This is a genomic window from Micrococcus sp. 116 (assembly GCF_902506395.1).
Lineage (GTDB): Bacteria > Actinomycetota > Actinomycetes > Actinomycetales > Micrococcaceae > Micrococcus > Micrococcus luteus.
Window position 1 is genome coordinate 398,043 of sequence record NZ_LR732370.1, and the last position, 12,521, is coordinate 410,563.

Annotated in this window: 10 protein-coding genes, 1 pseudogene and 1 CRISPR repeat array (1 of these 12 only partly in view); of the genes and pseudogenes, 5 read left to right on the top strand and 6 right to left on the bottom strand. The window is 65.9% G+C overall.

The genetic code is table 11. The features are described from left to right. Positions 1–803: 803 nt before the first annotated feature. The gene (locus tag CITRIK5_RS01880; RefSeq protein WP_060973480.1) at positions 804–1,373 is read right to left on the bottom strand and encodes a TetR/AcrR family transcriptional regulator; all 570 of its coding nucleotides are present in this window, start codon (positions 1,371–1,373) and stop codon (positions 804–806) included. Between the two features lie 17 nt (positions 1,374–1,390). Beyond that, positions 1,391–2,857 (bottom strand): MFS transporter, encoded by a 1,467-nt coding sequence (locus tag CITRIK5_RS01885; protein WP_036316244.1) that lies wholly within the window; start codon positions 2,855–2,857, stop codon positions 1,391–1,393. A 279-nt stretch (positions 2,858–3,136) separates the two neighbouring features. Between CITRIK5_RS01885 and CITRIK5_RS01890 the strand changes: the two genes are divergently transcribed. The 4 genes and pseudogenes from CITRIK5_RS01890 to CITRIK5_RS01905 all read left to right on the top strand — a co-directional run bounded on the left by CITRIK5_RS01890 (position 3,137) and on the right by CITRIK5_RS01905 (position 7,179). Next, a complete protein-coding gene (locus CITRIK5_RS01890) occupies positions 3,137–3,703 on the top strand; it encodes a recombinase family protein (protein ID WP_060973479.1) in 567 nt (188 codons plus the stop codon). A gap of 212 nt (positions 3,704–3,915) precedes the next feature. Then, positions 3,916–5,685 carry an ATP-dependent endonuclease gene (locus tag CITRIK5_RS01895; RefSeq protein WP_060973737.1) on the top strand — a complete coding sequence of 590 codons (1,770 nt, stop codon included), beginning with the start codon at positions 3,916–3,918 and terminating at the stop codon, positions 5,683–5,685. Beyond that, positions 5,678–6,328 carry a UvrD-helicase domain-containing protein gene (locus CITRIK5_RS01900; protein ID WP_081097721.1) on the top strand — a complete coding sequence of 217 codons (651 nt, stop codon included), beginning with the start codon at positions 5,678–5,680 and terminating at the stop codon, positions 6,326–6,328. The genes CITRIK5_RS01895 and CITRIK5_RS01900 overlap by 8 nt, the downstream gene beginning before the upstream one ends. A gap of 30 nt (positions 6,329–6,358) precedes the next feature. Next, positions 6,359–7,179, top strand: a pseudogene (locus CITRIK5_RS01905) (transposase). A 355-nt stretch (positions 7,180–7,534) separates the two neighbouring features. Here CITRIK5_RS01905 and CITRIK5_RS01910 read toward each other — a convergent pair. From CITRIK5_RS01910 to CITRIK5_RS01925, 4 genes are all read right to left on the bottom strand, one after another. Then, positions 7,535–7,786 carry a hypothetical protein gene (locus CITRIK5_RS01910; RefSeq protein WP_159832969.1) on the bottom strand — a complete coding sequence of 84 codons (252 nt, stop codon included), beginning with the start codon at positions 7,784–7,786 and terminating at the stop codon, positions 7,535–7,537. Between the two features lie 8 nt (positions 7,787–7,794). After that, positions 7,795–7,968 (bottom strand): hypothetical protein, encoded by a 174-nt coding sequence (locus tag CITRIK5_RS01915; RefSeq protein ID WP_023190058.1) that lies wholly within the window; start codon positions 7,966–7,968, stop codon positions 7,795–7,797. 423 nt (positions 7,969–8,391) lie between these two features. Further along, positions 8,392–8,793 carry a DNA-binding transcriptional regulator gene (locus tag CITRIK5_RS01920; protein WP_159832971.1) on the bottom strand — a complete coding sequence of 134 codons (402 nt, stop codon included), beginning with the start codon at positions 8,791–8,793 and terminating at the stop codon, positions 8,392–8,394. 103 nt (positions 8,794–8,896) lie between these two features. Continuing rightward, positions 8,897–11,719 carry a DNA methyltransferase gene (locus tag CITRIK5_RS01925; protein ID WP_159832973.1) on the bottom strand — a complete coding sequence of 941 codons (2,823 nt, stop codon included), beginning with the start codon at positions 11,717–11,719 and terminating at the stop codon, positions 8,897–8,899. Positions 11,720–11,932: 213 nt separating this feature from the next. On the opposite strand from CITRIK5_RS01925, the gene CITRIK5_RS01930 reads away from it, so the two are divergent. Continuing rightward, positions 11,933–12,220, top strand: a complete 288-nt coding sequence (locus CITRIK5_RS01930) for a hypothetical protein (RefSeq protein ID WP_159832975.1) — start codon at positions 11,933–11,935, stop codon at positions 12,218–12,220. Positions 12,221–12,259: 39 nt separating this feature from the next. Beyond that, positions 12,260–12,521: direct repeats of the CRISPR family, unit length 25 nt; unit sequence GGGCTCATCCCTGCGTGCGCGGGGC (it continues 133 nt past the right edge of the window).

The window sequence follows — 12,521 nt, forward strand, 5'->3', positions numbered from 1 at the left end:
CCGAGCTCCCGGCACACCGCCGCGACGTCCTGACCATCGGCGAGCATCCTGTCGGCCTGCCCGAGCTTACGGACGACCTGCTCGGGGGTGTGACGCTTCCTGCTGTTCGTCATGATCTGACCAGTCTCCCTGCCCGCGACCGCGGGCAACAGGACGACTCTCATAACGACTGGACCTACGAAACGGGGTCAGCCCATCAGCGCTATAACCGCACCACCGCGCTACCGCAGCACCGCACGGGTGAATGCGGTACTGCGGTACTGCGTTAGTTGCACTACTTCCCCGGTCTGACCACGGGTGATGTGTGCTGGGCGCTGCCGATGGGTCGCGCGTGGACCGGGCGGAAGTGAAATCCCCTTGCCCCCTATTGACCAAGACAAGGGCGGGGTGACCATACCCGGACAGGAGAACAGGCGGCTCACTCACCGTCGCGGCCCTCGAAGAAGAACACCGCGACGGGTCTCACCCTACGGAGAAGAACCGGCCCGGACCACGGGTATCCACAGGGCGTGGGCCGTTCAGGGCTGGCCGGTCTCGGTGGTGTTGAGGGCCTTGTAGATCGTGGTCCGGGAGACTCCGAACGCGCGGGTCACCACGGCCTGGACCGCGGCGGTCTTCTCCTGGTCTAGCTTTGTCACAGGCTGACCCCGTCCAGGCGGGTATACCCACTAGGCGCATGTGTCAGAGCCAGTTGGGTGCTGCTGGACAGAGGTGCCAGGGTGCGATCTTGCTTGACAGGGTTGCCCATCATCGCGCTCGACGGATTCGTCGATCCGGCCTTCTCCAACCGCGCGCTGGCTCGCTTACCCGTTGGGCTTGGCCTCGGATTCATGGACGTCATTCTGGAGTAGCGCGATGATCTGCTTTGCGGTTTCACTCCGGTGGTCCTGTGAGATGGGCCTGCTTCCGATCAGGTCGTTGACCCAGAGCCCGTCAGCAGCGAGCAGGGCGAGCGAGGTCATCTGGTCGCGCTCAGCTTCGTCTCGTTCGCTACGTCCGGTCCATCGGTCGATGAGGTCTTCCCAGATCGCCTTGTGCTGGGTGTGCTGGCTGTCGAGAATCATCTGGAACTCGGCGCGGGAGGCGGCTGTCGAACAAGTGAGTATGTAGGCGGTCAGGCGCTCCATCGGCGTTGCCTCAGCGGTCGGCTTTCCACAGGCGATCTCTAACTGCCGCTCCCAGCGATCAGCGAGTCTCTGGTGGATCGCAGCGATCAAGTCGTCTCGTGACGGGAAGTGGTAGATGATCCCGGCCCTGGTGATCCCTGCAGCGGCCGCGACAGAGTCAAACGTGACTGCTGTGATCCCGTCTTCCTCGATCACTTGGATCGCGGCGTCGAGGATCATGGTCTTCTTGCTCTCACGCACCATCATGCGCCCCTCCGATTGGTTCAGTGGTTTTCGGCGTACTCCATTGCCTCGCTGCCGCGCCCGTAAGCGCGGAGCAGCCGATTGGTCAGAGCGGCTCCACTAGCCAGCATGACAGCGAGGACGATCATCGTGACCAAATAGGCCGTGTCGTAGGCGGAGGTGGCGGCTGCGATCACGTCGAGATCTCCGTCGGCGATCCCGAGGGCATCGGCAATGCTCTCCCCCGCTGCGGCGGGAGTGCCATCCGGGAGTCGGACGACTGTGGCGTAGACGAAGGTCAGGAGGCTCCCGAGGAGTGCTACAGCCGAGAGGGAGCCCATCTCATAGGAGACTTCTTCGATCGAGGCCGCCATGCCGGCCTTTCGCGGAGGCGCGTTGCCCATAATGGCGGCGGAAGCGACGGCGAAGGTGCCGCCCAGGCCGAAGCCGGTCACGATGAAGCTGACGACCAGCAGGGGTAGTGATCCGTTCGCAGAGGCCAGCACGGCGAGAGCTAGTCCTAGGGCGGCGATGGCGAGGCTGCCGGAGATAATGATCCGCAGGCCCACGATGTGCAGGATCGCGGCCCCTAGGACACCTGAGGGCAGGGCGCCAAGCGCGATGGCTGCGACTAGCAGGCCTGCTTGCAGGGGGGTGAAGCCCTCGACGAGCTGGAAGCGCTGTGTGGTCGCGAGCTGGGCGCCAGCGATGGTGAACATCGCGAAGAAGGCTGCCAGAGAGCCGCCAGCGAAGGCGCGGTTGCGGAAGATGGAGAACTCGATGAGTGGTTCTTCCAATCGGCCCTGGCGTCGCACGAAGAGGACGAACCCGATGACTGCTGACGCCAGCGCCCCTGCGATCAGAACCCAGTTCTGTGGAATATGGGCCAGTTCCTTGATGACGAGCACGGTGCCCACCAGCCCGACCATCGCATAGAGGGATGAGACGAGATCCCACTTCTTCGACGGATCGGGATGGTTGTGCGGCGCGATGATTGCGGTCGCCACAAGTGCGATGGCAACAACGGGGACATTGATGAGGAAAACAGATCCCCACCAGAACCGTTCGAGAAGGGCGCCGCCGAGAATGGGTCCGAGCGCTGCCCCCGCGATCGACAGGCTCCCCCAGATGGCGATGGCGATGTTGCGCTCACGAGGATCGTCGAACGCGAGGCGGATCAGAGCAAGCGTGGCGGGCATCATCGCTGCGGCCCCCACAGCGAGGAGTGCCCTGGCGCCGATCAGGAAGGCAGGGTTGGGCGAGAATGCCGCTGCCAGTGATGCGGCACCGAAGATCCACAGGCCGACGACGAACATTCGGCGGTGGCCGATGCGATCGCCCAGTGTGCCTGCTCCCAAGAGGAGGCCAGCCATGACCAGGGGGTAGGCGTTGATGATCCACAGTGTCGAGGATCCGGACGCGCCGAGGTCTGCGGTCAACGTAGGCAAGGCGGTGTAGAGGATCGAATTGTCGAGGGTGATGAGTAGCAGGCCGGCCCCCACGGTCATGAGCAGCCACCACCGCCGCGGCGATGATCCAACGTCGTTCACTGTTGTACCCCTGTCCTCTGCCTGTAGTCGCATCAACGAAACTATACTAACAGGTTAGTAAAGTAAACGTCAACGCTCCGACAGAGGGATGCCTCACAATCCAGCTGGGTGTTCATTGCCCCATCCCGGCGTCAAGCCGGGTATACCCCTTTACACACCCTGCCCGGTCACGAGACCATCACGTCAGAGACGGTCCCAATCGGGCCCGTTGGACACAAGCGTCGGAGGGTCTTAAACGTGGTTGGACAGACTGTGGCCTACGTGCGGGTGAGCTCAGCGGAGCAGAACCTGGATCGTCAGCTCGAGGCGGTGGGGGAGCGCGACCGGATCTTCCAGGACAAGATCAGCGGCAGCTCGAGGGCCAAGCGCACGGGGTTGGCGGAGCTGATGGCCTACGTGCGGGAGGGGGACCTGGTGAAGGTCGCCTCGATGGATCGGCTCGGCCGGGACACGCGGGACCTGTACGCGATCGTGGACGAGCTCACCGGCAAGGGGTGTGCGGTGCAGTTCGTGTCCGAGCGGATCACCGTGGACAAGTCCGGCACCTCTCCGGTGGACGGGCTGATGCTGGGCATCCTGGCGGCGTTCGCTGAGTTCGAGCGCCGGCGGATCAAGGAGCGTCAGGCCGAAGGCATCGCCCTGGCCAAGGCCCGCGGCAAGTACGTGCAGGCCCCGAAGCTTTCGGACACCGACGTGGAGCAGGCGCGCGTGATGATCGACATGGGGATCCCGAAGGCCGAGGTGGCGCGCGCGTTCGGTGTGAGCCGGCAGACCCTATACACCTCGTTGCGCCGGCCAGCCTAAGACTGAGCCTTATCCTCGGCCGCCTACGTCTCCGGGGTTTCTGCGTCAGCACGCGGGTGGGGCCTTGTACGGGGATCGAGCGTCTTGGGCTGAGTGATGGCACGCGCGGCCGACGAGCGTTGTGTTCCGCGGTTGCCCCGGAGTGGTTCGGGACAACGGCGCGAGCATACTTGCTATCAGGGCCGTATCGGATCTAACAGCGAGGTGACCCCATGATGCTCCGCCGACTCCGGATTGAGCACTTCCGTGGCATTGAATCCGCGAACTGGGCGATCCACCAGCGATTGATCAGTTTGGTGGGAGCTGGCGACAGCACCAAGACCACATTGTTGGACGCGATCGGGCTGGTACTCAGCCCGAACTACAGCCCGCAGTTCACGGATGCCGATTTCTTCGACCTTGACCTAACCAAGAACATCGTCATCGAGGCAACGATCACGAACCTCCCGGACAATCTCGTCAAGGAGAGCCAGCTTGGCAAAGACCGCTCAGGCATCCTGCCGGGCGGCACTCTCGTCCACGACCCTGTCGAGGAGGCCGATGAGTGCCTCGTCGTCAGGCTGACCGTGACCCCAGAACTCGATCCGACGTGGGAGGTCGTGCGCCCCGACTCTGAAGACGCCCGCCCGATTTCCGCCAGCCAACGTCGCCAGCTCGGCTTCTTCCGCCTGGGTGAACGGGCCGACCTCCACCTTCGCTGGGCGCGCGGATCGGCCCTGTCTGGCCTGACCGATGGTAGCGATGGGGCTTCGTCTGTCGTTCTCGATGCCCACCGTGAAGCGCGGAGAGCAGTCTTCGACGCCCAGTCGAGCGCCCTACATGATGCAGCTTCCAAAGTTCAGCGGTCGGCCGGGAACTTCGGTGCAGGGAAATTTGATGAGCTGCGGCCTGGTCTCGAGCCAGGCTCGGCCACCTCCACACATTCGCTGATGCTTCATGACGGTGACGTGCCTCTGTCGAGCCTCGGGCTCGGCACGCGCCGGCTAACAAGCTTGTCGATCCAGGATCAGGCGATGGACGACGGCTCGATCATTGCCATCGACGAGGTCGAACACGGGCTCGAGCCGCACCGACTGGCGCAAGTCCTCCACCACCTCAAGAAGCGAACTGAAGGGGGCAACCTGCAAGTCATTATGACCACCCACTCTCCCATCGCGGTGAAGACGCTGAGCGCCGTCGATCTCGTCGTAGTCCGCGCGGATGGAACTGGCGTGACCACCTGCCAGCCGGTTCCTGAAGACCTCGACAACGTGCAGGGCACGTTCCGTATTGCCCCAGAGGCGCTCCTTGGCCGTCGCGTACTTGTCGGAGAGGGTGCGACCGAGGTGGGTTTCCTGCGCGGCCTGCTTCGTCACTGGGACGCCCAGCGGATCGCCGCTGAGCAGCCTGGTGCTGCTTCGCTTGGCGTCGTGTTGGTGAATGGAGGGGGAGGGACCCAGTCGACCAAGCGAGCCCAGCACTTCCAGCAGCTCGGCTACCCAGCCTGCCTGCTAGTGGATAATGACGACCGCGCTATTGACAAATCGGTGAGGCAGGCAATGGACTCCGGCGTAAGCGTATACCGCTGGGGTCCGGGCAATGCGATCGAAGATGAGATCATTCAGACTCTCGGCGCCAAGGGGCTGCAGGCACTCGTTGACCTAGCCGTAGAGATCAGGGGTGAGCATTCCATTCGAGCTAATGTCGGCGCAAGTCTGAACAACGATCAGCTGACTGGAACCGACTTCGCTTCATGGCAGGCACAGGCCGGTGTCAATGAAACCGAGATCCGCGGTGCCATCGCGGCCGCGGCGACTGCCAGGGATAAGGAGTGGTTCAAGCGCGAAGATAGAGGCGAAGAACTTGCCGAGGTCGTCATCAGGCACTGGGCTGATTTGGACAGCACCCACTTGATGAAGGTGATCGACGATCTGCAGACCTTCGCTTACGCCGCGGAATCCGAGCCGCCAGCGGAGTCTTCGGAGGGGTCCTTCGATGGTTGAGGACCCTCCCATCTCGAAAGCAGTCGAAGTTGTACTCAGGGCACTACCCTGTTCGGTGGCTCTTCCCGCCGGTGCTGGGAAGACCGAGCTGATCGCGGCCAGTGTGGCAAAAGCTACCCAGCAAGGCGGGACATGCCTCGTGTTGACGCATACGCATGCTGGTGTGGACGCCCTTCGCCGCCGCATGAAAAAGTTTGGCGTTGCCAGCGACCAAGTCGTCGTGCGCACAATCGATTCATGGTCGTATGACCTGATTGCCCACTTCCCGAGTCTCGCGGGGCTCGACGTGTCCGGTGGTCCCGACTGGAGCAAGTCTGCCGAATACCATCGCGCAGCGGCGCGGACAGCCACCAGCAGGGCAGTGGGGAAGATGCTCAAAGTCAGCTATACCCACCTGTTCATCGACGAGTATCAGGACTGTCTTGTCGATCAACACGAGCTGGTGCTCGCCCTGGCCATGACGGTCCCCACTGCGGTGTTCGGTGACCCACTACAGAGCCTGTTCAACTTCAGTAATAATCGAAGGGTTGTTGGTTCGAATCCAACCGGGGGAGCCGAGCAGAGGCCCCTGCACCGACCAGATCGGTGCGGGGGCTTCTTCGTGCCTGGAGGACGACGGAGCCTCGAATGTGTCTGGCAATGAATCCAGGGGCCAGCTGACGCCCTGGATCGCATCTCTCGTATCCAGGCGCTCTCCGACGCCCATGGGGAGCCGCCGACCACTTCGATGCACCCGGCCTGGCCCGGCCCGGCCCGGGCCAGCCGGCAGGGCCGGCCGTTCGCCGATGTCCGGGCGATGATCGAGGCGACCATCTACCCGCATCGGCACGAGATTCCGTAGCGGGATATGCCCGAGGTCTACGGGCCCTGGCAGACCGCGCTGACCTGGTGCTGGCGGATGGCAGCTGCGGGCACCTGGCATGAGGTGCTAGCAACATTGGCGGCCGCCAGCGACGCCCAGGGCCTCATCGATGGATCGGTCCGGACTGGACTCCGCGATCGCCCACGCTCATCAGCACGCCACGGACATTGCCCGCCATGCAGGGGATGGATCGAACTACGGGAATCTGCGGGATGAACCTGCCGGTCGCGGTATCGGACGCTCACGTGGCAGGTTGAGCACGAAGATCCATCAGCTCGACGCGGGGGCAGGAATGCCATTGGCCAGCTTGATCGCCTGAGCCAGGCAGGGGATTGACCGATGCCGACTCCACTGCTTGGGCAGCCGCGGCGGTCATCCCCGTGTGAGCTGACCATCAGGGCCACCGCAGGCGTCGTGGCTGCAGCAGCGGGTGCCCCGTCGGCTTCGACGCAGTCGCCTGTAGGGGCCGCAATGTCATCGAACGTCAGTATGCGCCCCTGCAGCAGTCGCGCGGACGGGTGGCCAGGTATGACGAGTGCACGATCATCTACCGGCCCGCCGAGCGCCTGACCACTGGGGTCACATGGTTGAAGCTGGTGTCAGACACGCCCTGGGCGCGCCCGGCGCCGTAGTTCTGCTCCGCATGTGTCAAGGGCCATTGAGTTCTGCCCATAGGCGGCCAGTGTTTCTTCCCGCTGGTGGCCATCAGAACTGCCCACTGGTGGCCAGCTGGTTTGCCCGTTTGGGTGGTGGTGCTGGCCACCGTGATGGGATCAGTTCAGTGGCATGACTCCCTTCCCGGCCATTGCCTGGGTCATCCGTACGGAGTCTCCGGTGGTCTGGCACACGTGGGCGTGGTGCAGGAGCCGGTCCNCGCCTGACCCACCCCGCGAGCGCCACCCCCACACCGGAGCGGTGCTCCCGGCAGGAGGCAAACAACAGCGGGCCAGCCTCGAAGGAGGCTGGCCCGCTGCGTTCAACGCCCGGTCAGCGGGTGCGCACCTTGATCGGCACGCCGTCGCTGATGTGCTGGGCGTAGGTGCTCAGCTCCGGGTCGGTGATGCTCCCGCCGATGCGGGACCACTCAGCCTGCAGCACCGGCTTGATCGTCTCGACGCTCTGGCCTGCGTACTGCCGGCCGAGGCGATCCAGCATCTGCTGATACTGGTCGGCGATCGCCTGCACCTGCGGCTGGACAACGCGCTGCAGTTCGCGCTCCAGGTTGCTGGAGATCTTCACCCGCGCGTTCACCGGGACACCTGCTGGGTCATGGTGGTCCCCGGGTGCCGGGCCACGGTGGCGGCGGTGACGAACCGGCCGGTGATGGCCGAACGGCCGACCGCCCGGGTGGTCCCGCCGGAACGGCTGACGGTTTCGGTGGTGGTGGTCCGGGGGCTGCGCTTGGCCGTGGAGGCCTTCACGAATCGACCCGTTCGGACGCTGCGACTGACAGTCCTACCCAAGATGGGCTCCAATCTGGGTGCCGCCGCTCAGCGAGCGTCACCCATCGAGAACACAGCAGTGAGGGCGCTAGAGTCAGAGTCCTAGCCTGCGAAACTAGACACCGAGCCCTGCGCGCCCTCCACCCTGGAAGGCCCAGGGCTTTGGTGCTCAAAAAACAGTCTATCCGGTGGCCGGACACCACACCAAGGACCCCCAAAATCACCCGTGGACAACAACGAAACCCCAGGTCAGTGACCTATTACAGAGACCAGTCCACCACTCGCCCCACATTTTTTCGCAGCGTTTTCCACACACGCGAGAGAACTCTTTTCCGCTCTGGGATGAAAACGACGACCGCTCCCCCACACCGCAGCGAGGCAAATGCCCTCCCAAGCCTTCTTTCACCCCACCGCGGGACGCTCGCGGGCGGTGTTGTCCTGGATGACCAGATCGGGCCGGTGCTGGGCGATGCGCGCGGCGATGTGGCGTTGCCAGCCGGCCGGGCGGCAGCCGGGCACGTCCTCAATGGTGAACACCGGCCCTGGGACAGCCTCGGCGGGGCCGGGCTGGGCCAGGTAGTGCCCCAGAGCGGTGGCGGCCTCCTCGTCCAGGGCGTCCTGCAGCTGACGGAGCTGGGTGATCACGCCGGGTGGGGTGCCGCGGCGATCGCCTTCCCAAGAGCGCACGGAGTCGAAGGACACCTCGAGCAGGGCGGCGAGCTCGCCGCGGGTCAGGCCCAGGTACTCGCGGATGATGCGCACGGTGGTCCCGCGCAGCAGGGACGGATCTGGGCGGGCCGGCATGCAGGTCTCCTCTGGCTTGCATACCCCCGTCGCGCGCAGCGGCCGGGGTGGTGGGGGCGTGTCCTCCCACCACCCCCGACTGTACCGGTGGCCTGGTACAGGGTCAGGTGGTCGCGGTCATCTCCGCGTACCGGTCGAACAGCAGCTCCTGGCGCTCCAGTTCGGTGCGGCACCGGCGTGCGGCGCCGAAGGCCTTGTCCACCTCGGTGTCCAGCGCGTCGTGGGCCTTCACCAGCGCCGGGTCCATGCCCAGGGCCGTGTAGTGCTGCGCCAGGGACCGGTCGGGGTGCAGGGCCCGGGCGGCGAGCACCTTGGCGCCAGCGGCGACGATCCGCAAGCGCTGGGCGTCCTCGAGGGCGGGCAGGGGCAGGGTGGTCCAGGTGAGGGTGGATCCGAAGCGCAGGTCGGACTTGAGGCGACCGCCGACGCTGCGCTGCCAGGTGAGGAACATGGAGGAGGACAGCAGGGCGAACTGCAGGCCGTCGGGGTCGGCGCATTGGAAGGTCGCGTCGGAGGCGATGACTTCGGGAGGCAGCAGCTTCACAGGGAAGTAGGGGCGCTCCTCGGAGACATGGCGGGGGATGCACACGAAATCGGTGGTCATGGGGGCCAGCTGGCGGAAGAGGTGGTGGTGGCGGTACTCGCGGGTGGAGGCCGCGTTGGAGGCCGCGCGCAGGGCCCGCACGGCGGCCACGCGCTCGCGGAGCACGGGAGAGGTGTGGATCTCCTCGCCGGTGGCCTCGAGCAGCCACAGGCACCAGCGGTCCTCGTTGTGCAGCAGTTCGCGGGCCCCGACGTAGGGGCGCAGGTACTTGGCTGCGATGGGGTCTGCCTGCACCTGCTCGAGCTCTGCGGTGCCGACCAGGAGGTGTCCGCCGTCGGTGGGCTTGGACCCGTACATGGGCATGTTCAGCTCGGGGGAGAGCGGGCGGCTGTGCTTGGTGACGAGGACGTTGGCTCCGTCCACCAGATAGGCGTTGATGGTGCGCACCCCTGAGCGCTCTACGGGGGCACTGGAGGGGCGGTCGTAGTCGAACAGGCGGGGCCGAACGGTGGTGTCTCGGGTGAAGCCGACGATCACGCAGTGCACGGCGGCCTTGCCGGGGGCTTCGGAGTCCCAGCGGAAGGTGCGGTGGGCGAACTTGATGCGCCAGCCGGCGGCGAAGATCGGCTCGAACAGGCGTGCGGCCTGGTCGCCCTGGACGATGGAGTTGGTGGTCACGAATGCCCACTCGCCGTCTCGGTCAGCGAGCAGGCGCAGGGTGAGGGCGTGCCAGGCGGTGACGAAATCTAGGCGGGAGAGCTGCTTGTCGCCGCCCCAGGCGGCCTGCATCAGGGCCAGCTGGTCCTTGGTGCGGGTGGTGTCTCCCAGGAACGGGGGGTTGCCGAAGATGTAGGTGCGGCCGGCCGGCACGGGCAGCGCTTGGGCCCAGTCCAGGGTGAGCGCGTCGTGCTGGTAGATCGTGGCGGTGATGGTGATCGGCAGCCGGTCCGGGGCCTGACCCAGGGCGGTGGCCAGCTGGCGGTTGGCCTGGTGGTCCACCAGGAACATCGCGGTCTCCGCGATCTTCGCTGGCCACCAGTTGATCTCGATCCCGTAGAACTGGTCGATGTGGATCCGCTGGTCCAGGGTCACGTCCAGGGAGAGGTCCAGGCTGCCGGAGCGGCGGCGCTGGTCGGCCAGCAGGTCGGTCTCGATCTGGCGCAGCTGGGCGTAGGCGACGTTGAGGAAGTTGCCGGCGCCGCAGGCGGGGTCCACGTAGAGGTTGGCGGCCATCTCCTCGATCAGGGCGATCGCCTCGCGCCGGCTGGTGCTCTTGTTCTGGATCAGCCGGTCCGCGCGAGCGCGGTAGTCGTCCAGGAACAGCGGCCCGATGGTCTTGAGGATGTTCGCCTCAGAGGTGTAGTGCTCGCCGTCGCCGCGGCGGGCCTGCCGGGACTTCACGAGCTGGAACATCGAGCCGAACACGGCCGGGGAGATCCGGGTCCATCGGAACCGGCAGGCGGCCAGCAACGCCTCGCGGAACTCGTCCGTGAGGAACCCGGCCGGCGCCGTGCCGTCGAAGATGCCGCCGTTGACGTAGGGGAACTTGGCCATCGCCGCCGGTGCGGTGCGCCGCACAGGGCTGGCCGGGCCGGCGTTGAGCACGCGGAACAGTCCGTCGAGCTGCGGGCCCAGGCTGTCGGCGGTGGTGTCCCACTCCACCCACCGGTGGAACAGGTCGGCCTCCCACAGTCCGGCGTCGTCGCCGTAGAGCAGGAACAGCAGCCGGGTGAGCAGGATCGAGGCCTGCTGCGTGGCGAAGTCCTCCTCCTCCTGGTCCTCGGGAGCCTCATCGGCCACGGGCACGTCCACGTCCCCGACCAGCGCGGTGAACATGTCCGCCATCAGCTGCGCAGCCGCGATCGAAGCCTCCTGCTCCTCGGCCCGGCTCACGCTCTCCCGGCCAGCCAGGAACATCAGCTCGTCCACGTGGTCGGCGCTCTCCTCGACCCGGAACTCCGCGACCCAGCCCTGCTCCCCCAGGCGCTCCACACGGATCCGTGCGAAATCGGTGACCAGCACGTACTTGGGCCACTCGTGCTGACCGATCGAGCCGCCAGCGAGGTAGTCCAGCGCCTGCGCGTGGGCGGCGTCCAGGTCGGCGCCCGGAGACTTGGCCTCCCCGATTGCCACACCGGACCAGAAGAAGTCGATGTATCCGGCCCCGCCGGTCGTCGCGCGCTTCGCCCCGCGCTCGAAAAGGTCCATCCGCTCGGAGATCACTCCGAACGCGCGCAGCAGGTCGGTCCAGAACTGGGAGGCGTAGGAGCGCTCCACGTGTCCCTGTCCGGTCTCGTGCCACTCACGGATCCGCTGCGCCCACGCATGGGCGAACTCCGTCACGTTCCTGCTGATGACCCCACGGTCCATGTGCTGTTCCACCGGGACAATCTAGCCGCCACCCCACCCACCGCCCCGGGCGGGCAAAGCAGTGCTGGCCTGGTGGAAGGCTTCCCCTCCTCCACCAGACCAGCAGCCCCAGACCCTACACCGGGCCCCCGACGCGATAAGCCTCCCCAGCCATCGGCGCCCGAGCATGCGCGGCCCCTGGTGCGCCCACCATGTCGGGCACGTCCAGTTGGGAGGATGCCGGCCATGCACGAGCTGACTGCCGACGACCTACCCGCCGCGGCCCTGGATTCCGATCTCACCGTGTGGGTCCGCCTACCCCCGCGCTACAAGGCCAGCAAGCCCTCGCACCGGTTCAAGTACGAGCAGCGGCGCGTCCGCGAGATCGGCGGCAGCTACCACCCCGACGCCCACGCCTGGACGGTCCCCGAGCCGGCCAAGCACCTACTCCAGCTCACCTACCTGCTCGAGCGCACCCAAGCCGTCCTCTACGCCGCCGACACCGACGAGAGCCCCACCCCCGACACCTTCTGAGACGACACCGCCACCGGGTGTCATCGACCAGTGGGGGAAGGGCTCATCCCTGCGTGCGCGGGGCGTCCGGCTGCGGAGACATCGTTGTCCAAATGCACTCAGGCTCATCCCTGCGTGCGCGGAGCGTCCATGAAGACCGGTGAGCGGCGCGAGCTGGAGATGGGCTCATCCCTGCGTGCGCGGGGCATCCGGCCCGCGTGTCAGGTCAACGATGTCACGCTTGGGCTCATCCCTGCGTGCGCGGGGCATCCGTACTGCCCTCGGGGATGTTCACATCGCAGAAGGGCTCATCCCTGCGTGC

Bases quoted from the DNA above. Each gene is read 5' to 3' on its own strand.
- CITRIK5_RS01880 (WP_060973480.1), bottom strand. From the start codon at position 1,373: ATGATGGTGCGTGAGAGCAAGAAGACCATGATCCTCGACGCCGCGATC.
- CITRIK5_RS01885 (WP_036316244.1), bottom strand. From the start codon at position 2,857: ATGACCGTGGGGGCCGGCCTGCTACTCATCACCCTCGACAATTCGATC.
- CITRIK5_RS01895 (WP_060973737.1), top strand. From the start codon at position 3,916: ATGATGCTCCGCCGACTCCGGATTGAGCACTTCCGTGGCATTGAATCC.
- CITRIK5_RS01900 (WP_081097721.1), top strand. From the start codon at position 5,678: ATGGTTGAGGACCCTCCCATCTCGAAAGCAGTCGAAGTTGTACTCAGG.
- CITRIK5_RS01920 (WP_159832971.1), bottom strand. From the start codon at position 8,793: ATGCCGGCCCGCCCAGATCCGTCCCTGCTGCGCGGGACCACCGTGCGC.
- CITRIK5_RS01930 (WP_159832975.1), top strand. From the start codon at position 11,933: ATGCACGAGCTGACTGCCGACGACCTACCCGCCGCGGCCCTGGATTCC.